The organism is Kutzneria sp. NPDC051319 (assembly GCF_040682195.1).
Taxonomy (GTDB): Bacteria; Actinomycetota; Actinomycetes; order Mycobacteriales; family Pseudonocardiaceae; genus Kutzneria.
In genome coordinates, this window is the sequence record NZ_JBFBAM010000010.1 from 81,068 (window position 1) to 102,418 (window position 21,351).

24 protein-coding genes are annotated in these 21,351 nt (G+C 71.6%); 17 read left to right on the forward strand and 7 right to left on the reverse strand.

Annotated features, from left to right (window positions below; genetic code table 11):
* Positions 1–30: 30 nt before the first annotated feature.
* Positions 31–768 (forward strand): phosphoglyceromutase, encoded by a 738-nt coding sequence (locus AB0M73_RS12665; RefSeq protein ID WP_363890412.1) that lies wholly within the window; start codon positions 31–33, stop codon positions 766–768.
* Between the two features lie 51 nt (positions 769–819).
* On the opposite strand, the gene AB0M73_RS12670 is transcribed toward AB0M73_RS12665, so the two are convergent.
* Positions 820–1,455, reverse strand: a complete 636-nt coding sequence (locus tag AB0M73_RS12670) for a helix-turn-helix transcriptional regulator (protein ID WP_363890414.1) — start codon at positions 1,453–1,455, stop codon at positions 820–822.
* Between the two features lie 76 nt (positions 1,456–1,531).
* On the opposite strand from AB0M73_RS12670, the gene AB0M73_RS12675 reads away from it, so the two are divergent.
* From AB0M73_RS12675 to AB0M73_RS12715, 9 genes are all read left to right on the forward strand, one after another.
* Entirely contained in the window at positions 1,532–2,398 is an 867-nt protein-coding gene (locus AB0M73_RS12675; RefSeq protein ID WP_363890416.1) for an oxidoreductase, read from the forward strand.
* Between the two features lie 202 nt (positions 2,399–2,600).
* Entirely contained in the window at positions 2,601–3,881 is a 1,281-nt protein-coding gene (locus AB0M73_RS12680) for an ATP-binding protein (RefSeq protein ID WP_363890418.1), read from the forward strand.
* Complete coding sequence (locus AB0M73_RS12685; RefSeq protein WP_363890420.1) at positions 3,878–4,558, forward strand: response regulator transcription factor; 681 nt, start codon at positions 3,878–3,880, stop codon at positions 4,556–4,558. Before AB0M73_RS12680 ends, AB0M73_RS12685 begins: the two co-directional genes overlap by 4 nt.
* A gap of 85 nt (positions 4,559–4,643) precedes the next feature.
* Positions 4,644–5,630 (forward strand): Ppx/GppA phosphatase family protein, encoded by a 987-nt coding sequence (locus AB0M73_RS12690; protein ID WP_363890422.1) that lies wholly within the window; start codon positions 4,644–4,646, stop codon positions 5,628–5,630.
* Complete coding sequence (locus AB0M73_RS12695; RefSeq protein ID WP_363890424.1) at positions 5,627–6,925, forward strand: hypothetical protein; 1,299 nt, start codon at positions 5,627–5,629, stop codon at positions 6,923–6,925. Before AB0M73_RS12690 ends, AB0M73_RS12695 begins: the two co-directional genes overlap by 4 nt.
* On the forward strand, positions 6,926–7,717 hold the full coding sequence (locus AB0M73_RS12700) for a sugar phosphate isomerase/epimerase (protein WP_363890426.1): 792 nt from the start codon (positions 6,926–6,928) through the stop codon (positions 7,715–7,717).
* A 49-nt stretch (positions 7,718–7,766) separates the two neighbouring features.
* The gene (locus AB0M73_RS12705) at positions 7,767–8,693 is read left to right on the forward strand and encodes a proline dehydrogenase family protein (RefSeq protein ID WP_363890427.1); all 927 of its coding nucleotides are present in this window, start codon (positions 7,767–7,769) and stop codon (positions 8,691–8,693) included.
* On the forward strand, positions 8,690–9,535 hold the full coding sequence (locus AB0M73_RS12710) for a thioesterase family protein (protein ID WP_363890428.1): 846 nt from the start codon (positions 8,690–8,692) through the stop codon (positions 9,533–9,535). The genes AB0M73_RS12705 and AB0M73_RS12710 overlap by 4 nt, the downstream gene beginning before the upstream one ends.
* Before the next feature lie 212 nt (positions 9,536–9,747).
* Positions 9,748–11,112: a hypothetical protein gene (locus AB0M73_RS12715; protein WP_363890429.1), complete on the forward strand. Its 1,365-nt coding sequence runs from the start codon at positions 9,748–9,750 to the stop codon at positions 11,110–11,112.
* 65 nt (positions 11,113–11,177) lie between these two features.
* Here AB0M73_RS12715 and AB0M73_RS12720 read toward each other — a convergent pair whose 3' ends face one another.
* From AB0M73_RS12720 to AB0M73_RS12730, 3 genes are all read right to left on the reverse strand, one after another.
* The gene (locus AB0M73_RS12720) at positions 11,178–12,317 is read right to left on the reverse strand and encodes a sigma-70 family RNA polymerase sigma factor (protein WP_363890432.1); all 1,140 of its coding nucleotides are present in this window, start codon (positions 12,315–12,317) and stop codon (positions 11,178–11,180) included.
* A complete protein-coding gene (locus AB0M73_RS12725) occupies positions 12,314–12,718 on the reverse strand; it encodes a YciI family protein (RefSeq protein ID WP_043721300.1) in 405 nt (134 codons plus the stop codon). Before AB0M73_RS12725 ends, AB0M73_RS12720 begins: the two co-directional genes overlap by 4 nt.
* 104 nt (positions 12,719–12,822) lie before the next feature.
* Entirely contained in the window at positions 12,823–13,188 is a 366-nt protein-coding gene (locus tag AB0M73_RS12730; RefSeq protein WP_363890434.1) for a hypothetical protein, read from the reverse strand.
* 157 nt (positions 13,189–13,345) lie between these two features.
* Between AB0M73_RS12730 and proC the strand changes: the two genes are divergently transcribed.
* The 6 genes from proC to AB0M73_RS12760 all read left to right on the forward strand — a co-directional run bounded on the left by proC (position 13,346) and on the right by AB0M73_RS12760 (position 17,746).
* Positions 13,346–14,155 carry a pyrroline-5-carboxylate reductase gene (gene proC, locus AB0M73_RS12735; RefSeq protein ID WP_043731032.1) on the forward strand — a complete coding sequence of 270 codons (810 nt, stop codon included), beginning with the start codon at positions 13,346–13,348 and terminating at the stop codon, positions 14,153–14,155.
* 303 nt (positions 14,156–14,458) lie between these two features.
* Entirely contained in the window at positions 14,459–14,677 is a 219-nt protein-coding gene (locus tag AB0M73_RS12740) for a helix-turn-helix domain-containing protein (RefSeq protein WP_043721305.1), read from the forward strand.
* Between the two features lie 180 nt (positions 14,678–14,857).
* Positions 14,858–14,959 carry an AURKAIP1/COX24 domain-containing protein gene (locus tag AB0M73_RS12745; RefSeq protein WP_015105422.1) on the forward strand — a complete coding sequence of 34 codons (102 nt, stop codon included), beginning with the start codon at positions 14,858–14,860 and terminating at the stop codon, positions 14,957–14,959.
* Positions 14,960–15,161: 202 nt separating this feature from the next.
* Positions 15,162–16,205, forward strand: coding sequence for an NAD-dependent epimerase/dehydratase family protein (locus AB0M73_RS12750; RefSeq protein WP_363890438.1), 1,044 nt, complete (start codon positions 15,162–15,164; stop codon positions 16,203–16,205).
* 17 nt (positions 16,206–16,222) lie between these two features.
* On the forward strand, positions 16,223–17,200 hold the full coding sequence (locus tag AB0M73_RS12755) for a lysophospholipid acyltransferase family protein (protein ID WP_043731034.1): 978 nt from the start codon (positions 16,223–16,225) through the stop codon (positions 17,198–17,200).
* 57 nt (positions 17,201–17,257) lie between these two features.
* Positions 17,258–17,746, forward strand: coding sequence for a hypothetical protein (locus tag AB0M73_RS12760; protein ID WP_363890441.1), 489 nt, complete (start codon positions 17,258–17,260; stop codon positions 17,744–17,746).
* A 4-nt stretch (positions 17,747–17,750) separates the two neighbouring features.
* Here the strand turns inward: AB0M73_RS12760 and AB0M73_RS12765 are convergent, their stop codons facing one another.
* Positions 17,751–18,710, reverse strand: coding sequence for an FAD-dependent oxidoreductase (locus AB0M73_RS12765; protein WP_363890443.1), 960 nt, complete (start codon positions 18,708–18,710; stop codon positions 17,751–17,753).
* A 72-nt stretch (positions 18,711–18,782) separates the two neighbouring features.
* Here AB0M73_RS12765 and AB0M73_RS12770 point away from each other — a divergent pair, with 72 nt between their 5' ends.
* Positions 18,783–19,247, forward strand: a complete 465-nt coding sequence (locus tag AB0M73_RS12770; RefSeq protein ID WP_363890445.1) for a YbjQ family protein — start codon at positions 18,783–18,785, stop codon at positions 19,245–19,247.
* Positions 19,248–19,330: 83 nt separating this feature from the next.
* Here AB0M73_RS12770 and AB0M73_RS12775 read toward each other — a convergent pair whose 3' ends face one another.
* A complete protein-coding gene (locus AB0M73_RS12775) occupies positions 19,331–20,185 on the reverse strand; it encodes an HAD-IB family hydrolase (protein WP_363890662.1) in 855 nt (284 codons plus the stop codon).
* Positions 20,186–20,286: 101 nt separating this feature from the next.
* A complete protein-coding gene (locus tag AB0M73_RS12780; protein ID WP_363890448.1) occupies positions 20,287–21,303 on the reverse strand; it encodes a DUF5667 domain-containing protein in 1,017 nt (338 codons plus the stop codon).
* Positions 21,304–21,351 lie beyond the last annotated feature (48 nt).

The window sequence follows — 21,351 nt, forward strand, 5'->3', positions numbered from 1 at the left end:
CACCACAACCGGTCTGGCAGGCTTGCCGCCATGAGCCTTGTCCTGCTTCGTCACGGTGAGAGCATCTGGAACGCCGAGAACCTGTTCACCGGCTGGGTGGACGTGCCCCTGTCCGAGAAGGGACTCGCGGAGGCGAAGCGGGGGGGTGAGCTGCTGAAGGACGCGAACCTGCTGCCGGACGTGCTGCACACCTCGCTGCTGCGCCGCGCGATCGCCACGGCCAACATCGCGCTGGACGGCGCCGACCGGCACTGGATCCCGGTCCGCCGCGACTGGCGCCTCAACGAGCGCCACTACGGCGCCCTTCAGGGCAAGAACAAGAAGCAGACCCTGGAGGAGTACGGCGAGGAGCAGTTCATGCTCTGGCGCCGCTCGTACGACACCCCGCCGCCGGAGATCGAGCTGGGCAGCGAGTTCAGCCAGGACGCCGACCCCCGCTACGCCGACCTCGGCCCGACGGCCCCGCGCACGGAGTGCCTGAAGGACGTCGTGACCCGCCTGCTGCCCTACTGGGAGTCGGCGATCGTGCCGGACCTCAAGGCCGGCAGGACGGTGCTGGTCGCGGCCCACGGCAACTCGCTGCGTGCCCTGGTCAAGCACCTGGACGGCGTCTCCGACGAGGCGATCGCCAAGCTGAACATCCCGACCGGCATCCCGCTGCGCTACGACCTGGACGAGAACCTGAAGCCGATCACGCCGGGCGGCACCTACCTCGACCCGGACGCGGCCGCGGACGCCATCCAGGCCGTCGCCAACCAGGGACGCTGACGCCCAGCACGCAACCGCGCAGGGCCGCCAGCGCCGCCGGCCCTGACACTCCTAACGCACGCCCAGGTCACGGGCCCGCAGCCCGGCCTGGAACCGGGAGTCGGCCGCCAGCAGCTCCATCAGCTCGGCCACGCGCCGCCGGTAGGTCCGCAGGGACAGGCCGAGCTTGCGCGCCGAGGCCTCGTCGGTGAGTCCGCTGCCCAGCATCTGCGCCACCTCGCGGTTGCGCTCGTCCAGCGCCGGCCCGTCGAACTCCCCGAGGTCCACGCCGGAATCCCAGGTGGCCTCGAACAGCATGGCCAGCCCGGCGACCACCTCAGGGGCCTGCACGACCGCGTAGTTGCGCACGCCGTCGACGGGCGGACCGGCGGTGATGGCGACCTTGCGGTCGATGATGATCGTCTCGTGGGACATGGGCGTGCGGCAGATCCGGATCCCCACGCCGACGCCGGCCAGCTGAGTCAGCTCGGCGGCCTCGGAGAGCACCTCGGGGTTGTAGACCTTGCGCACCCGCACGCCGGAGGAGATGCGCCGGCGCATCCGTTCGATGAGCCCGGCCCGCACCTCCATCGCGCCCCAGGTGGCCATGTCCCGCGCGGCGCACGTGAACTCGTGCTCGGCCATGAACAGATGCTGTGCCCGGGCCACGAGCTCGCGCTCCCCGTGCAGGACGACGACTTGGTCCACGGGGAAAGTCTCCGCCATCTTGGACACTTCTGGCCAACGGCGGGCGTTCGCCCGGCGCGAAGACGACGCTGGACCCATGACATCGAACATCTCGGCGACGCATGCCGGCCACTGGGACCTCGGCGGCCGCCAGGTGGCGCGGCTCGGGTACGGCACGATGCGGCTCACCGGCCCGGGCATCATGGGGCCGCCGAAGGACCACGACGAGGCGATCGCCGTGCTGCGTCGGGCCGTCGAGCTGGGCGTCAACCACTTCGACACCAGCGACTACTACGGCCCGTACGTGGCCAACGAGCTGCTCCGCGAGGCGCTGCGCCCCTACGACGGCCTCGTCCTCGTCACGAAGGTCGGCGCCCGCCGCAACGAGGAGGGCGCCTGGCTGAACGCGTTGGGCGCGGACGAGCTGCGCGAGGCGGTGCACGACAACCTCCGACGCCTGGGCGTGGAGCGGATCGACGTGGTCAACCTCCGCATGCCGGGATTCGCCGAACCAGAGGGCACCCCGCTGGAGGAGCAGTTCACGGTGCTGGCCCAGCTCCGTGAACAGGGCCTGATCGGCGAACTCGGTGTGAGTAACGTCACTCAGGACCAGCTCGCCCAGGCGCAGAAGATCGCGCCGGTGGTCTGCGTGCAGAACCTCTACAACATCAGCCAGCGCCGGGACGAGGAACTGGTCCGCACCTGCGCCGACCAGGGCATCGCCTACGTGCCGTTCTTCCCGCTGGGCGGCTTCGAGCTGGTCGACGACCCGCGCCTGAAGACGATCGCCGAGCACCACCACGCGACGGTTCCGCAGGTCGCGCTGGCCTGGCTGCTCCAGCGCTCGCCCAACCTGCTGGCCATTCCGGGCACGTCGTCGGTCGGGCACCTGGAGGAGAACGTCGCCGGGGCGTCGCTGCGCCTGTCGGCCGACGACGTCACCACGCTCGACGCCATCGCCTGACGTTCACCCCTCCGAGCGCACCTGTTGTCACATGCGCTTCCCATGTCGCGCCGAATGCCACATGGGAAGCGCATGTGACACCCCAAGGACACGACTGGGTGAACGGGAGCTGACGCGGCGTGGAACAGTGGCGTGCGGAGGTGTCACCGGTGTCACGGTTGCCGGTGCAGGGGTAGGCCGGCAGGCCCCTGACCTGCTTACGATGCGTGGTGTGACCGCATCGGGCTATCTCGCCCTGTCGATCGGCCTACTGGTGATCGGCTTGCTGGTTGGTTCCCTCATCGGCCGCACGCTGGCCAGACGGACCTCTTCGCAGCCGGTCGTCCTCACCGTCTCCGATCTCGTCCAGCGCGTGGTGCACTCCTCGCACAACGGCGTCGTCGTGCTCAACCACTTCGGCGACGTCGTCCTGCACAACCCCCGCGCCGCCGCCCTGGGCGTGGTCCGGGGCAGCCAGGTCGACGACCGCGCCCGCAAGGCCGCCGAGCTGGTGGCGGCCTCCGGCGAGGTGATGGAGGTCGACCTGTCGCCGCTCCAGTCGCGCGGCGGCCGGCAGCCGGAGGCGGTGCGCGGCGAGGTCCGCCCGCTGGGCGACGGCTTCACTGTTGTCGACGCCAACGACGAGTCCGAGGCCGTCCGGCTGGAGGCGATCCGCCGCGACTTCGTCGCCAACGTCAGCCACGAGCTCAAGACCCCGGTGGGCGCGCTCGCGCTGCTGGCCGAGGCCGTCCTGGACGCCGCCGACGACCAGATCGAGGTCCGCCGGTTCAGCAGCAAGATCCTGCACGAGGCGACCCGGCTGGGCCGGCTGGTCACCGAGCTGATCGCGCTGTCCCGGCTCCAGGGCGCCGAGCAGTTGCCGGAGTTGACCCCACTGGCCGTGGACGAGGTCGTGCGCGAGGCACTGGGCCGCAGTCGGCTGGCCGCCGAGTCGGGCGGCATCGAGATCACCACCGACGACAACAGCGACCTCGTCGTCGACGGGGACCGGACCCTGCTGGTCACGGCCCTGAGCAACCTGCTCGACAACGCCATCGCCTACTCGCAGCCCGGCAGCCCGGTCTCCGTGAGCCGCCGCACCGCGGACGGCTTCGTGGAGATCGCGGTCACCGACCGCGGCATGGGCATCGCCCCCGACCAGCAGCACCGGGTGTTCGAGCGGTTCTACCGGGCCGACCCGGCCCGCTCGCGCATGACCGGCGGCACCGGCCTGGGGCTGGCCATCGTCAAGCACATCGCCGTCAACCACGGCGGTGAGGTGAAGCTGTGGAGTCTGCCCGGCACCGGGTCGACCTTCACGCTGCGGATCCCGGCCCACGGCGCGCCCGCGCCGCGGTCCGGCGACGAACCGGAAGGAACGCGGCCCGCGCCGGCCGTCAACGACAGGAACAACGGGCTCGTCCCGACCGGAGACATCAGGCTCGTCCCGACCGGGGCGGACGGCGCGGACGCCGTCGACGGCGATCATGGAGGAAAGCTGTGACCAGGGTTTTGATCGTCGAGGACGAGGAATCCTTCGCCGACCCGCTCGCCTTCCTGCTGCGCAAGGAGGGCTTCACCGCCGCCCTGGCCGGCACCGGCCAGGAGGCGTTGGAGGAGTTCGACCGCAACGGCGCCGACATCGTGCTGCTGGACCTGATGCTGCCCGGCATGAGCGGCACCGACGTGTGCAAGGCGCTGCGCCAGCGCTCGGCCGTGCCGGTGATCATGGTCACGGCCCGGGACAGCGAGATCGACAAGGTGGTCGGCCTGGAGCTGGGCGCCGACGACTACGTCACCAAGCCGTACTCGGCCCGCGAGCTGATCGCCCGCATCCGGGCCGTGCTGCGCCGCGGCGGCGAGTCCGAGGAGCTGCTGCCGCAGGTCCTGGAGGCCGGCCCGGTCCGGATGGACGTGGAGCGGCACGTGGTGACCGTGGACGGCGTCGAGGTGTCGCTGCCGCTCAAGGAGTTCGACCTGCTGGAGTACCTGCTGCGCAACGTGGGCCGGGTGCTGACCAGGGGCCAGCTCATCGACCGGGTGTGGGGCGCGGACTACGTCGGCGACACCAAGACCCTGGACGTGCACGTCAAGCGGCTGCGGTCCAAGATCGAACCGGATCCGTCCGCCCCGCAGCACCTGGTCACCGTGCGCGGGCTCGGCTACAAGTTCGAGTCCTGATCCCGCGCCGTGCCCCATCCGGTGGACGCGCTTCACCGGATGGGGGATTACGGGATTGTCACGCCCGCCAGGTACGGTGCTCCGCGTGCGCCTAGGGGTGCTGGACGTCGGGTCGAACACTGTCCACCTGTTGGTGGTGGACGCGCATCGTGGTGCCCATCCGACGCCGATGTCGTCGGAGAAGTCGGTGCTGCGGCTGGCTGAGCAGCTCACCGGCAGCGGCACGCTGTCCCGGCACGGGGCCGACACGCTGATCAAGGCGGTGGCCGACGGCAAGGCCTCCGCCGTCCAGTTCGGCTGTGAGGACCTGATGGCCTTCGCCACCTCGGCCGTGCGCGAGGCCGGCAACTCCGCCGCCGTGCTCGACCGGGTCCGCAAGGAGACCGGCGTCGAGCTCGAGGTGCTGTCCGGCGAGGACGAGGCCCGGTACACCTTTCTCGCGGTGCGCCGCTGGTACGGCTGGTCGGCCGGCCGGCTGCTCAACCTGGACATCGGCGGCGGCTCGCTGGAGATCGCCGTCGGCCGGGACGAGAACCCCGACCTGGCCTGCTCGATCCCCATGGGCGCGGGCCGGGTGACCCGGACGCGGTTCAAGCACGACCCGCCGAGCCGGCACGAGCTGCGCGACACCGTGGAATGGCTGGACGAGCAGATCGCCCCGGTGGCCAAGCGGGTGCTGCGGCTGGGCGAGCCCGACCTGGTCGCCGCCACCTCGAAGACGTTCCGCACGCTGGCCCGGCTGACCGGCGCCGCCCCGTCCGACCGGGGGCCGCGGGTGCGGCGGGTGCTGACCCATGCCGGCCTGCGCCAGTTGATCGCGTTCATCTCCCGGATGTCCGCCGCGGACCTGGCCGAGCTGGAAGGCGTCAGCGCCGGCCGGTCGGCGCAGTTGGTCGCCGGCGCCCTCGTGGCGGAGGCCACCATGCGTGCGTTGTCACTCACAGAACTCGAGATCTGCCCCTGGGCTCTGCGCGAAGGTGTCATCCTTCGGCGACTGGACCACACGGACGGCGCGGCGCCGCCCGGCGAGACTGGACGGACGGCGCACTTCGGGGCACGGTGGAATCAATGAGTCGAGAAAGCGGTTCCGAGCGCAGTCAGCGCACGGTCGCGGAGTTGCTCGCCCAGTACGGGGCCAACTCCGAGGACAGTGCGCCCAGACGCCGTCGGCGCCGGGCCGACGAGCCGTCCGACACGTCACCCCAGACGATCATCGAACGGGTGCTGTCGGACAGCGGCGAGATGATGGCCATCCGCGACGACGTCGAGGAGACCACCGTCGGCGCCCAGCCGCCGGTGCGGCCCCAACAGCCGCTCCAGCAGCAGCCCCCGCCGCCGCCGGCCCCGCCCGTGGCGACGTCCTCGCAGCAGCTGCCCAAGCGGCCGATCCAGCAGCCCCCGCAGCCGGGCCCGCAGCAGCAGCCGCCCCCCATGCCCCAGTCCGGCCCTCCGCAGCCCCCGGTCGCTTCCCCGCAGCAGACCACCACGGGCATGCGCCCGCCGGTGCGCCCCGGCGCACCCGTCGCCGGCCGCCCGACTCCGCCGCCCCCGCCGCCGCGTATCGAGTCGTCCCGCACCAACCTCTCGCGTAACGACCTGATGCGGCAGGGTCCGCAGCAGCCGTCGGCCCAGCAGCAGGGCCCGCCGCAGCAGGCGCCCCAGCAGCCGTCGCAGGCCACTGGCTTCTACCGGCCGACGCCGCCCGGCACGCCACCGCCACCGCCGGTGGACGCCACCGCGGACACCACGTACCTGCCGCCGATCACCGCGGACACGCCGCCGCCGAACCCGCTGGTCAACCGGCTGTCCGGCGCGCCGCCGCAGGAGGGCGTCACCGATGTGATGCCGCGCATCCCGGCGGCGGTCGGCGAGAGCACGCAAGCCCACCCGGGCCCGCTCCTCGGCGACGATGATGGCGGCCCGTTCACCGGCCCCGGCACCCAGGCGCATCCCGGGCCGCTCGTCGATGACGACGACGACTACGAGTACGACTACCAGCAGGAGAACTCGTTCGCGTACGCCGTGGACCACGACGCGGCCCCGGCCGGTGTCGGCAGCGCGCTCGACGTGGACGAGAACGAGGACGATGAGCAGGCCGAGGGCTCCCCGGCCAAGCAGTGGCTGATGATGATCGCCCAGCTGGCCATCGGCGTCGTCGGCGGCGCCGCGCTCTGGCTGGGCTTCCAGTTCCTGTGGAACTGGCTGCCGGCGGCCGCGCTGGCCGCCGCGGTCGTGGTCATCGTCGCGCTGGTGATCGTCGTGCGGCGCATCCGCAAGGCCGACGACCTCCAGACCATGGTGCTCGCCGTGCTGGTCGGGCTGATCGTGACGGTGTCGCCGGCCGCGCTGCGGCTGATCGGGCACTAGTTGGCCAGTCGACACATCCCGATCGGGCTGTCCACGGCCTCGGTCTACCCGGAGTCGGCTGCCGCGGCCTTCGAGCTGGCCGGCGAGCTCGGCTACGACGGCGTCGAGGTGATGGTCTGGGCCGATCCCGTCAGCCAGAACATGGACGCCCTGCTCGACCTGTCCGACCGGCACGGCGTGCCGGTGCTGGCCGTGCACGCGCCGTGCCTGCTGATCAGCCAGCGGGTGTGGTCCTCCGACCCGGTGGTCCGGCTGCGCCGCGCGGTGACCGCCGCGCAGGTCCTGGACGCGCCGACCGTGGTCGTGCACCCGCCGTTCCGCTGGCAGCGCCGCTACGCCGAGCGCTTCCCGGAGCTGGTCGATGAGCTCAACGAGAGCAGCGGCGTGCAGATCGCCGTGGAGAACATGTTCCCCGTGCGGCTGCGCGGCACCGAGCTGTCGGCGTTCAAGCCGTCCGTCGACCCGACCGACGCCGGGCACAAGCACTACACGCTGGACCTCTCGCACACCGCCGCCGCGCAGATGGATCCGCTGGCCATGGCCGAGCGCATGGGCGAGGGCCTCGTGCACGTCCACCTGGCCGACGGCAGCGGCGCCGCGCGCGACGAGCACCTCGTGCCCGGTCGTGGCACCGCGCCGTGTGCCACGTTCTGTGAGCAGCTCGCCGCCGCCGACTTCGAGGGACAGGTCGTGCTGGAGGTCAACACCCGCAAGGCCCGCGGCCCGGGCGAGCGGGCGGCGGAACTGGCCGAGGCCTTGCTGTTCGCACGGCTCAATCTGGGGCAGAACTGATCGGTAACTTCGGTAACCGTGATCGTCGGATGGGACGTAGAGTCACGCCGTGCATCCGCTGCGAACCCTGATCCTCGCGGCCGGCGCCAACGATGCCGTCCGTAGGCTCGTGGCGACCGCGCCGGTGAGCCGGGACGTCGTGCGCCGGTTCGTCGCGGGTGAGGGCACCGACGACGTCGTCGGCGTCACCGCGCGGCTGGTGGCCGACGGGCTGTCGGTGTCGCTGGACTACCTCGGCGAGGACACCACCGACGAGGTGCAGGCCGAACAGACCGTGCAGGCCTACCTGCGGCTGCTCGACCGGCTGCACGCCGACGGGCTGTCCCGGCACGCCGAAGTCAGCGTGAAGCTCTCCGCCGTCGGGCAGGCGTTGGACGAGCGGCTGGCCCTCGACAACGCCTCCCGCATCGCCGCCGCGGCCGAGCAGTGCGGCACCACGATCACGTTGGACATGGAAGACCACACGACCACCGACTCCACCCTTCGGGTGCTGGCCGAGCTGCGGCGAACCTGGCCGTGGGTCGGGGCCGTGCTGCAGGCCTACCTTCGGCGCACGCTTGACGACTGCATGGCGCTGGCGGGCACGGGATCCCGGGTTCGGCTGTGCAAAGGGGCATACGCGGAACCGGTCACGGTGGCTTTTTCCAGCCCCCACGAGGTCGATCTCAGCTACGTACGCTGCGCAAACGCCCTCCTGGCGGGTCGCGGCTACCCCATGTTCGCCACCCACGATCCGAGACTTGTCGCCGTGATCGCCGAACGCGCGCTGTGGTACGGCCGTAAACCAGGTAGCTACGAATATCAGATGCTGTACGGAATCCGACCCGACGAGCAGCGACGGCTCGTCAACTCAGGTGAGGCGGTGCGTGTCTACGTGCCCTACGGCGAACAGTGGTACGGCTACCTGATGCGGCGGCTGGCCGAACGCCCCGCGAACACGGCTTTTTTCCTCCGGTCCCTGGTCGGTCGGTCATGAGCGCCGGACAGGCCTCGGCGATCCGGCCGTTCTCGGCCGCCTCCGCCGTGCGCCCGCTCGGCGACGGCACCGCCATCGCGGACCTGCCGCCGGACTGGACGGTCGGCACCAAGCCCCACGGCGGCTTCCTGCTCGCGCTGCTGGCCCGGGCCGGTGTCCAGGTGGTCGAGAGCACCGGCAGCGAGCTGCTGGACCCGCTCGCGGTCAGCGCCCAGTTCCTGCGCGCCCCGTCGGTCGGGCCCGTGATGCTCAAGACCGACATCCGCAAGGCCGGCCGCACGGTCGTGGTCGTCCGGGTCAGCCTCGAACAGCGGGGCTCCGCCTGCGTCGAGGCCATGGTCACCGTCGGCAAGCTGCCCGAGGAGCGCCCCGCCTGGCGTGACCTCCCCGAGCTGCCCGTGCTGCCGCCGGCCAACGCCATCGACCTGGGCTCCCTGCCCAACGCCGTCGGCGTCTTCAAGCTGGCCCGCGCCTGCGAGGTCCTCGTCGACCCCATCGGCGCCGGCTTCCTCGAACGCCGCACCGGCGACCCCCTCCGGCTGCGCATGTGGGTCCGCCCCCGCGGCGGCGAGCAGCCCGACCCCTACTTCGCCCTGGTCGCCGGCGACATCGCCATGCCGCTGACCTTCAACCTCGGCCGCTTCGGCTGGTCCCCCACCGTTCAGCTCACCGGCCTCGTCCGCGCCCGCCCCGAGCCCGGCTGGCTCCGCGCCCAGGTCGAGTCCCGCGCCGTCCATGGCCAGTGGTTCGACCAGGACGCCACCATCCTCGACGCCTCCGGCCGCCTGGTCTGCCAGGCCCGCCAGCTGGCCCTGAGCCCCCAGGAGACCAACAGCAGCTGAGCGGCTACAACCTGCTATAGCTTGTGCGAGCTGAGCGGTCCGCGGACGCGCTCGGACGTGAGCCCGGGATCGTGCCCGCGTTGTCGTGGGACCCCGGGCTTCGCGCTGTCTGGAGCACTTGAGCACGTCGATCGTGTGCGCCCGACTCAGCATCTCCCAGGCCTCCGGGTCGTCGTGCGGCTGTGAGGGCCGGGTTGTCTACAGTCCCGATCATGGACGACGGTCTCCGCAAGGCCCTGCTCGGGATCGCCGCGAACCCGTCCGCCCCGCCCGATGTCCTGCTCCGGCTGACCGTTCTGCGGGCAACCGCGGAGCACCTCGCCTGGCGACAGAAGAACCTTCCCGACATCGTGGTGGACGCACTGCTGGCTCTGGAGAACTCGACCGTCGCGCTGGCCCTGGACGGCCCACGGCAGCCCGGGGCCATCCGGCGCCGCATCGCCGAGCACCCCAACGTCGAGATCCGCGGGGCCTGGCGCCGATTCACCGAGGGCATGATCAACGTCGGAAACCGGGTGATGCCCGACGACCTGGCCGAATATGCCGGTCCGGACGGGCTGGCCGGTCTCGCCCGGCACGCCGACCCCGTGCTACGCACCGCCGTCGCGATGACGTGGGACACGATGCCCGTCGCGCTACGCCGGGACTTGCTGACCGATCCCGATCCCCGCGTCCGCACAGCCGCGGCCGGCCACCCACACCACTCCGCGCCCGACGACCTGCACGCCCGGCTGCTGGCCGACGAGGCCACCCGCAAAAAGGCGGCGGCCTACGCCACCCTGACGCCGCAGGCGATCCGGGAGTGTCTGGCCGGCGACGAAGGCGTTCGCGCCAATCTCGCGGCCAACCCCACCCTGCCGGCGCAGGCCCGTGACCAGTTGGCGGCGGATGCGCACCCGTACGTCCGCGCATGTCTATTGCTGCGCCAAGACCTGCCCGAGGACCACCGCCGACAGCTCTACGCGGAGCTAGTCGCCGAAAGCGACAGGTCCTTCGACGAAGCCGGCATCGCGTTGTGGGTGATCCGCCAGGATCAGCCATCCTGGCTTCGCTCCCTTGACCTCGCTGAGCGAATCGCCCACCTCGACTCGCCGATCCCGTGCTTCCGACTGTGTGCCGCGGACTCACCGGATCTGCCCCCGGAAGTGGTGCGGCGACTGCACACGCACGAGGACGTCGACGTGCGGCGCGTCGTCGCACGCCGTGACGACACCCCGCCCGAGGTGCTCGAACGGCTGGTCACCGAGCACGGCGAGGTGTGGCACCGCCGTCCGCTGATCGTCGAACACCCGAACTTCCCGCCGGCAGCGTTCATCAGGCTGGCCGCCAACGAAAGCCCACGTCGTCGCGTGATCGCCGTCCACGGCCCCGACCTGCCGGCCGACGTTGTCGCGGCACTGGCCGCCGATCCGATCGCCTCCGTGCGCGCCGGCGCCGCCCGTCATCGCAACATTCCCGTCGCGGCATGGGAAACCCTGCTTGCCGACGACGACCCCGAGGTTGTCGAAGCCGCCGGCGCCAACCCGGCGCTGCCGGTCGAGCTGATGCGCGACTTGCTCGATCGGGCTGGGTTGTAAGCACCTTTCCGGCCGAGTCTGCCCGCTGAGTTCGGTGGCCGCCTGAGCCCCGTGGCCCCGACACGTCAGAGCAGCTGGCGTACGCGGGCGGCCTCCCGCGTGAGGTGGTCGCGTTCCGGGACGGTGGTGGCCGCCCGGGCGGCCTCGGCGTAGAGGGCGGCGGCCTGGGTGAGGTTGCCGGCGCGTTCGTGGAGGTAGGCGGAGACGGCGGTATGGCGAGGCAGGGTGGGGTCGAGGTCGACCAAGGCCCGGAGGCCGGCCTGCGCGCCGTCGGCCTCGCCGACGGCCACCGCCCGGTTGAGCCGCACCACCGGGCTGTCGGTGATGGCCAACAGCTCGTCGTACCACTCGACGATCTGCACCCAGTCGGTGTCGGAGGTGCTGGGGGCGTCGGCGTGGAGGGCGGCGATGGCGGCCTGGGCCTGGTACTCGCCGAGGCGGTCGCGGGCGAGGGCGGCCTGGAGGACCGCGACGCCCTCGGTGATCAAACCGGTGTCCCAGAGGGAGCGGTCCTGGGAGGCGAGGGGGATGAGGCGGCCGCCGGGGCCGGTGCGGGAAGCGCGGCGGGCGTGGTGCAGGAGCATGAGGGCGAGCAGGCCGGAGACCTCGGGCTCGTCGGTCAGCACGAAGAGCTGGCGGGTGAGGCGGATGGCCTCGGCGGCGAGGTCGACGTCGCCGCTGTAGCCCTCGTTGAACACGAGGTAGAGCACCCGCAGCACGGTGCCGAGGTCGCCGGGGCGGTCGAGGCGCTGACCGTCGATCTTCTTCTTGGCCCGGCTGATGCGCTGGGCCATGGTGGCCTCGGGCACCAGGTAGGCGTCGGCGATCTGACGGGTGGTCAGGCCGCCGACGGCACGCAGCGTGAGGGCGACGGCGGCGGCCGGGGGTAGGGAAGGGTTGGCGCACAAGAAGAACAGCCGCAGGGTGTCGTCGCTGGCCGGCACGGGGCCGGCCGGGGGCTGCACCTCGACGGCCAGCTCCCGGCCCCGCCGCGACGACTCGGCCCGGACGGCGTCGAGGAACTTGCGCCACGCCGCCGCCACCAGCCAGGCCTTCGGGTCACGAGGCGGATCCGAGGGCCACGCCTCCAGCGCCCGGATCAAGGCCTCCTGCACGGCGTCCTCGGCCGACGCGAAGTCCGCGCCGCGCCGGACGAGGACGCCGATCACCGCGGGCACGAGCTCCCGCAGCAGGGATTCGTTCACTCCGTCACCGAGCTGTGCTCGCCGAGGAACGGCCGGACCTCCAGCCACTCGTGGATCGGCTCGCCGTTGGCGCCGGGCGCGGCCGACAGCTCGCCGGCCAGCTCCACGGCACGGTCCCAGGTGTCCACGTCGATGATCATCCAGCCGGCGATGAGGTCCTTGGTCTCGGCGAACGGCCCGTCGGTCACCGGCGGCCTGCCCTCGCCGTCCGAACGGACCCACGCGCCCTCGGGGGCCAGCGCCTGGCCGTCCACGTACTCGCCGGACTGCTCCAGCTTGGCCGCGAAGTCCCGCATGTACTGGATGTGCGCGTCCACCTCGGCCGGCGTCCACTTGTCCATCGGCACGCAGTTGATCGCCTCGGGGGCGCCGCGGTAGTGCTTGAGCAGCAGGTACTTCATGGCCGTTCTCCTTCGTTCGGTCCGTCCTGTGCCCCTGGGACGGAGCCGTCGCCCCATTCTCGACAACTCCGGGCAGATTTTTTTGACGAAACCGAAAACGCAGGTCAGACGCCCAGGTTGATGCCCTCGGTGCCGTCGGCGACCCGGCCGACGGCCTCGACGTCGTCGCCACGGCTGCTGGCGGAGAAGTGCCCGATGTTGATGGTCGCCCCGCGGTAGAAGGCCAGCACGACGATGAGCTCGCCGGGGCTGGCGGGGCCCCGGTCGCTGCACTGCCCGGGGCGGATGCCGACGGTCTCCATGCCGCCGCGGTTGGGCCACTGGAGCACGGCGTCGTAGTCGGCGAACCGGTCGACGCACAGCCGCACACCGCTGGCGGCGGGCGCCGCGGTCGCCACGACCGGGGCGACGAGGCCCAGTCCCACCGCGGCCATCGTCGCCGCGGTCGCCTTGGCCGCCGATGAAAGCATGTGTCTTCTCCTCAGCTCGGGGTCGTGTGGCACGGCTGCCACGCCGCGAACGTAGGAGCGATGTGCGGGCGGCGGGGACGGCCGAGCCGATCTTGGGGAAACCCCTCGGCAACCCCGGTCGCGAATCTCGGTGGCGGCGGCTGGCACGCTGGTGCGCATGACGACGATCGCGGTGCTGGGGGCAGGCAAGATCGGTGAGGCGCTGCTGTCCGGGCTGCTCGACGCCGGCTGGGGGCCGGGCGACCTGATGTTCACGGAGCGCTACGAGGAGCGCTGCCGGGAGCTGACGGAGCGGTACGGGGTGCGGGCGGTCACGGTGGCGGGGGCGGCAGCCACGGCCGAGGTACTGGTGGTGGCGGTGAAGCCGCAGGACATCGACCCGCTGCTGACGGAGCTGAACTCCCTGCTCAGACCGGGCACGCTGGTGGTGTCGCTGTGCGCGGGCCTGCCGACCGCGCTGTACGAGCGGGAGCTGCCGCAGGGCACGCCGGTGGTGCGGGTGATGCCGAACACGCCGATGCTGGTGGGCCAGGCGATGAGCGCGATCTCGGCCGGCGCGCACGCCACGCCGGAGCACATGGACCTGGTGGACAAGCTGCTGGGCAGCGTGGGCAAGGTGTTGCGGGTGCCGGAGTCCCAGCAGGACGCGGTGACGGCGCTGTCGGGCTCGGGCCCGGCCTACTTCTTCTTCCTGGTCGAGGCCATGATCGACGCCGGCATCCTGCTCGGGCTGCCCCGGGCGGTGGCGGCCCAGCTGATCATCCAGTCGGCGGTCGGCTCGGCGACGATGCTGGCGGACTCCGGCGAGCATCCGGTCACGCTGCGTGAGGCCGTGACCTCGCCGGCGGGCACCACCATCATGGCCATCCGCGAGCTGGAGAAGCACGGGGTGCGGGCGGCGCTGCTGGCGGCGATCGAGGCGGCGCGGGACCGGTCGGCGGAGCTGGGCCGCGCCCACGACGCCTGACCCCACCGCCCCGCAGAGATGTCACATGCGGTCCGCAGGTGCCTCTTGGAGGCAGGTATGCGCCGCATGTGACATTCGAAAGTGGGTGGTTGATCGGTGAGTGACGGTGGTGGGCTGCCGGATGGTCGAACCGCAGTGGCGGCGTGGTGCGTACGGGTGGATCCCGACACCACTGGGCGCACAGCGCGGCGCGGACGTCGCAGCAGCCCCATGCGTCCCGCTACGCTCGGGTGAGCACGTGCGTGTCGATACCGCCGGTGGGGAAGCCGACGGCGCGACACGTGTTTAAGGACGCGGTGACACATGCCGGCGCAGCAGCAGAAGGAGACACACCCCGGGCTCGCACAGGTGCAGTTCCTCACCATCGCCGAGGTGGCGAAGGTGATGCGGGTCTCGAAGATGACCGTGTACCGCCTGGTGCACTCGGGCGAACTGCCTGCCGTGAGGGTGGGCAAGTCGTTCCGCGTGACGGAAAGCGCGGTGCAGGACTACCTGGAGAACGCGTACTACGACGCGGGCTGAGTAGATCACAACAGCGCCCGGCTGGTACCTGTGCCAGCCGGGCTCGCCCGTGCGGGTAAAGTGACAGGTCGTTCGTGCTCGGTGCCATGGCCGCGTCCCCACGCGGCGGCAGGGGCTCGGCAGCCCTGGGCAGCACGAGGGCACCACCAAGATCACATCGTCTACACCTAAGGAACCCGTATGGGCTCGGTCATCAAGAAGCGTCGCAAGCGCATGTCGAAGAAGAAGCACCGCAAGCTGCTTCGCAAGACCCGGGTGCAGCGACGCAAGCGCGGCAAGTGAGGCGCTCGGCCTGAGGCCTGTTCGGCACCCGCGCGATCGCGCGGGTGCCGTCCTGCGTTACGGGTCCTTCACCAGATCCCGCCGATCGGGTGAGCCCGCGGTAAAACCCACGTGACCTGCGTCAATGCGGCGTACCTGGCCCCTGTTTCGGGCGGTCACGACGAGTAGCATCGCTCGGGTCGCCGCCTATGCAGGGAGTCGCATGGCGCCCAACATCGTCCTCGTCACCGGAGTCAGCCGCTTCCTCGGCGGCCATCTCGCCGCGCGCCTGGCCGCCGATCCGTCGATCGAGCGGGTGCTCGGGGTGGACACCGTGCCGCCGCCACGCGATCTGCTCCGGCGGATGGGCCGGGCCGAGTTCGTCCGGGCCGACATCCGCAACCCCCTGATCACCAAGGTCATCGCCAGCGCCCGGGTCGACACCGTGGTGCACGCCTCCGTCACCGCCAACCCGGCCGGTCCCACCGGCCGCACGGCGATGAAGGAGATGAACGTCATCGGCACCATGCAGCTGCTGGCCGCCTGCCAGCGGTCGCCCGCGGTGCGCAGGCTGGTGGTCAAGTCCACCAGCGCCGTGTACGGCGCCAGCTCGCGCGACCCGGCGATGTTCACCGAGGACATGGGGTCCAAGGCGCTGCCGTCCAGCGGCTACGCCAAGGACGCCGTCGAGGTCGAGGGCTATGTGCGCGGCTTCTCCCGCCGCCGCCCCGACGTGGCGGTGACCACGCTGCGTTTCACCAACTTCATCGGCCCGCGCATCGACACCGTGCTGACCAGGTACTTCGCCCTGCCGGTGGTGCCGACGATCTTCGGCTACGACGCCCGGATGCAGCTGCTGCACTCCGAGGACGCGCTGGCCGTGATGGAGCGGGCCACGCTGCACGACCTGCCCGGCGTGTTCAACGTCGGCGGTGACGGCGTGCTGATGCTGTCCCAGGCGATCCGCCGGGCCGGCCGGATCGCGCTGCCGGTGCCGAGCATGGCGGTGCCGACCGTCGGCCGGCTGGTGCGCAGCGCGCGGCTGGTCGACTTCTCGCCCGACCAGATGCGGTTCCTGAACTTCGGCCGCGTCGTGGACACCACCCTGCTCCAGCGGGACTTCGGCTTCACGCCGCGCTGGACGACCAAACAGGCGTTCGACGACTACGTCAGCGGCCGGGCGCTGCGCCCGGCGATCGACGTGGACACCCTCGCGGCGGCGGAGCGAGGCATTCTCGACCTCGCCGCGCGCATTCCGATCAGGTGAGTGAGGAGGTGGAACCCATGCCCGACGCACGCGTTATCCCGTTGCACGGCGCCGACCGGCCCGCGCCGAGAACGGCGCCGCCGGCGCGACCCCGGATGGAACAGGTGCCGCCACCCGCGGACACCGCACGCGACAAGGCCGTCGAGGCCGGCCCCGAGTGGGAGCGCAGGCTGGCCGACTCGCTGGCGTTCCTGCGTCGCCGCATCACCGGCGACTACCAGGTCGACGAGTTCGGTTTCGACCGGGAGCTGACCGACAACGTGATGATGCCGCTGCTGCGGCCGCTGTACGAGAAGTGGTTTCGGGTGGAGACCATCGGCCTGCACAACGTGCCGGCCGACAGCGGCGCGCTGCTGGTGGCCAACCACTCGGGCACGCTGCCGATGGACTCCGTGATGACCGCAGTGGCCGTGCACGAGCACCACCCGGCCAACCGGCACCTGCGCATGCTCGGCGCCGACCTGGTGTTCCGCACGCCGCTGCTGAGCTCCATCGCCCGCAAGACCGGCCAGACCCTGGCCTGCAACCCGGACGCGGAGCGGCTGCTGCGCGGCGGCGAGCTGGTCGGCGTGTGGCCGGAGGGCTTCAAGGGCGTCGGCAAACCGTACAAGGACCGGTACAAGCTGCAGCGGTTCGGCCGCGGCGGCTTCGTGTCGGCGGCGCTGAGGACCCGCACGCCGATCATCCCGGTGTCCATCGTGGGCGCCGAGGAGATCTACCCCAAGATCGGCGAGATCAAGCTGATCGCCCGGCTGTTCGGGCTGCCGTACTTCCCGGTGACGCCGACCTGGCCGCTGCTCGGGCCGCTGGGCGCGGTGCCGCTGCCGTCCAAGTGGTACATCGAGTTCGGCGAGCCGATCCGCACCGACCACTACGAGCCGGGGGCGGCCGAGGATCCGATGCTGGTGTTCAACCTGACCGACCAGGTCCGGGAGACCATCCAGCAGACCCTCTATCGGCTGCTCACCCAGCGTCGCAACGTCTGGCTGGGCTGACTCACTCGATCGGGTAGTCGACCGGCGCCATCGGGTCGCGGTGCCTACCGTGGTCGGATGGCGCTGTGGTCGCGGAGATCCGCATTGCTCGCGGCGCCGGCGATGGCCGCCGGCGGGCTGGTTGTCGCCGGCGCGCTGCCCGCGTCGGCGGCCACGAGCGACGCGCTGACGTTCGTCGCCTCGCGGGCCACCAGTTCGCCGTTGGACAAGGCCGTCGTCGGCACCACCTTCGGCGCGCTGCTCACGCTGTTCGACGCCAACTCGGCCGCCGCCGGTGACGGCTCGATGTTCGGCACCGTGGTCAACGTGACCGTGGACAACCCGGCCAAGCTCATCGTGCAGATGAAGATCGTGCTCCGGCTCAGCGCCGGGGCCAAGGGCGAGCTGCACCTGAGTTCCATGCACGCCATGGTTGTTCCGTCGCCGGTGCAGAACCCGCTGGCCATCGTCGGCGGGACCGGGCAGTACGCCAACGCCCGCGGCGAGGGCACGATCACCTATCCCACGCCGGACCGCATCAACATCACGCTGAACGTGGCGACCTGAGGCGTCAGACCAGTGCTTTGGTCAGGTCGGCCGCTTCCCGGGCGGTGCCCCAGGACAGGGTGACGCCCAGGCCGCCGTGGCCGTAGCAGTGGACGATGGGACGGCCGGCGAGCTCACGGGATTCGAGGCGGATGGCCGCGCGTTCGGGGCGTAGCCCGACCCGGTGTTCGAGGATCGGGGCGCCGGCCAGCCGGGGTTCGACGGCGGCGCAGCGGTCGAGGATGGCGGCGGCGATGGCCGGATCGGGGTCCATGCGCCAGTCGCCGACGGTGGACACGCCGCCGAGCACGATCTGGTCGCCGTGCGGGAAGTAGTGGGTGAACTCGGGCTCGGTGGAGATCTCCACGAAGAACTCCTCGATGCCGGGATTGGCCACCACGACCAGCTGCCCGCGGCTGGCCCGGACGGTCAGGTCGGGGACGAGCCGCCGAGCGCCGACGCCGGTGCAGTTGACCAACACCGGGGCCTCGTCGACGGCCTCGCTCAGGCGCGTGACGGTGCGGATGTCGAGACGCCCGCCGGCCGCGGTCAGGCGGCCGGTGAGATAGCCGAGATAGCGGGGCATGTCGATCAGGGGCACGCGGGCCCACTGGCCGCTGATGAAGCCAGGCGGAAGTTCGTTGCGGCCACACGTGATCAGGCCCGGGACCATGGTCACCTGGGGCGGCAGATCGTCCAGGGGCAGCGGGGTGCGGCTGGCCATCCGGCCGCGGGTGAGGCGGACGCCGGTGGCCGGATCGCGGGCCAGCCGGGTGAACTCCTCCAGCCCGACACGACTCCAGCCCAGCGCCCGATCGGCCGGTTCGGCGAACGCCGGGCCCCACATGGCGCCGGCCATCGCGGAGGTGGTCTGCCGCGGCAGGTCGGTGCTCATCACCCTGGTTCGCACGCCGGCCTCGGCCAGGCACACCGCGGTGGTCAGGCCGACCACCCCGGCCCCGATGACGAGCACGTCGTCACTCACGCTCGTCACGGTAGGGCATCGGGCAGCGAATACCGAGTCCGAAAGGGACAGTGCCGGCTACGATCCGCGACCATGTCCCAGCCAAGCGCACCCCCGCAGTTCCCCATCTTGATCTCGACCATGAACGACGTCCCCGGCTGCCGGGTCACGCACGTCTTCGGCGAGGTCTTCGGCCTCACCGTGCGCAGCCGCGCGATCGGCGTGAACTTCATGGCCGGCATCAAGTCCCTTGGCGGCGGCGAGGTGACCCAGTACACCCAGATGCTGTCCGACTCCCGCAACGAGGCGCTCGGCCGGCTCTGCCAGCAGGCCATGGGCTACGGCGCGAACGCCGTGCTGGCCATGCGCTTCGACTGCAACGAGATCGCCCAGACCATGAGCGAGGTCGCGGCCTACGGCACAGCCGTCTACATCGTGCCCAACGACCAGCCGGCCCAGCAGCACGCCGCCCAGGCCCACCAGCCGCCGGCCGCCCAGCAACAGCAGTACCAGCAGGCCCCGCAGCAGCAGCCACCGACGCAGCAGCCCCAGCGTTGATGCCGAAGGCGTGAAGGGACCATTCCTACACTCCGAGTGGAGGAATGGTCCCTTCCGAACGTGAAAGCGCTAAGCGCTGGGCGCTAGGAGGCGCGGCGGCGGTAGGCGATGCCGGCGGCTACGGCGCCGGCCAGGGCGCCGGCGCCGAGGACCGTGGGCACGCCGATGCGGGCGGCCTTGCGGCCGGTGCGGAAGTCACGGATCTCCCAGCCGCGGCGGCGGGCCAGCTCACGCAGGGCGGGGTCGGGGTTGACGGCCACGGCGGTGCCGGCGGTGGACAGCATCGGCACGTCGTTGATGGAGTCCGAGTAGGCGGTGCAGCGCCGCAGGTCGAGGCCCTCACGGGCGGCCAGCGCCCGCACGGCATGGGCCTTGGCCTTGCCGTGCAGCAGATCGCCCATGAGCCGACCGGTGTAGACGCCGTCCCGGGACTCGGCGACGGTTCCCAGCGCGCCGGTCAGCCCGAGCCGCCGGGCGATGATCGAGGCCAGCTCCACCGGCGTGGCGGTGACGAGCCAGACCCGCTGGCCGGCGTCCTGGTGCATCTGGGCCAGGGCCCGGGTGCCGGACCAGATCTTGGCCGCCATCAGCTCGTCGTAGATCTCCTCGCCGAGGTCGACGAGCTCTTGCACGCTGCGCCCGGCCACGAAACCCAGCGCCTGCTCGCGGCTGGCCCGCACGCTGTCGGGGTTCTCCTTGCCGCCGAGCCGGAACCGGAGCTGCCGCCAGGCGAAGCTGGCCAGGTCGGCGGTGGTGAAGTACTTCCGGCTGGCCAGGCCGCGGGCGAAGTGGAAGATCGAGGCGCCCATCATCATCGTGTTGTCGACGTCGAAGAACGCGGCGGCGGTCAGGTCCGGCGGCACCGCGAGGGCGGCCTCGAGGTCGGCGGCGGCCGCCACCGCCGCGTCGGCCGACGCCTCGCCGGCCACCTGGGCCATGCGGTCGAGTTCCGCCTGCTCCGCCTCGTCACGCCAGCGTGGCACCGCCGCGCCTCCCGCTTCGCCGCTCCTGCCGGGTCCTCATCGTGCAAGGGTAGCGATCAGCCGCCGAGCACAATGCCCGGTAGTCCGGGCAGCAGCGGCGGCAGGCTGATCACCGGCAGCGGCAGCGGCACGGAGACGTCGGTCGGCTTGGTGCTGGTGGTGGTCGGTCCGGACCCCTTGGACCCAGTGGTCACGGGTGAGGCCACCGTGGGCGTGGTGAAGGTGACGGTCGGCGTCGTGGTGGCGGTGCTCGACGACCCGCCGCCGGGCCCGGAGCCGCCCGGCCCGCCGCCGGGATGCGTGGCCGTGGTCGGCAGGGTGCTGTAGCTCTGCTGGACCGGCGGCCGCGTGGCGCAGGCGTCGGTGGCCGGCAGGGCTCCGACGTCGTCGGTGCCGCCAGCGGTGATCGTGTAGCAGTTCAGCCGCGCGATGAGGGCGTTGGCCCGCTCGGTGATGGCGGCCAGCAGGTCGGCGCTGGTGTCGGCGCGCTCGGGCAGTGACGGCCGCAGGGTCTTGAGCCGCTGCGACTGCGACGTGGCCCAGTCGCGCAGATAGGTCAGGCCGGAGCCGTCGCCGTTGGTGCTGAGCACGGTGAGCAGCCGCGAGCCGGCGGCGGCGTCGGTGTCGAAGTCGGTCAGCGCGGTCAGGTACGAACCGATGGGGGTGGCGCCGCGAGCGGCCATGCCCTCCATCTCGTCGATCCGCGCGGTGGCGAACTCGAGGTGCTTGCGGGCCTTGGCGGCGTCGTCGAAGGCGAGGCCGAAGGAGGCCGACTCGGCCGAGCGCTTGATCGCGTACAGCGGGTCGCCGGGCAGCGCGTCGCGGCTGAGCAGCAGGCTCATCGCGCCCAGCGACAGGATCAGGCAGAGGGCGGCGGCCAGGGCCACCATCAGACGGCCGGGTGCGGTGGACCGGGCGGCGGCTAAGTCCCGGACCGGGGCCGGCGGGGACTCGAAGTCCATGGCCTTGAACTCGGCGAGCACCCGCAGTCGCATGCGCTCCCGCTCCCGCGGGGTCGGCGCCACCGCGTCGGCCGAGCGCCGCAGCAGATCTGCGACGCGTTCGTGCTCCATCCGGGTCTCCACCTCACCACCTGTTCGTTCCCAATCCAGGAAACGACG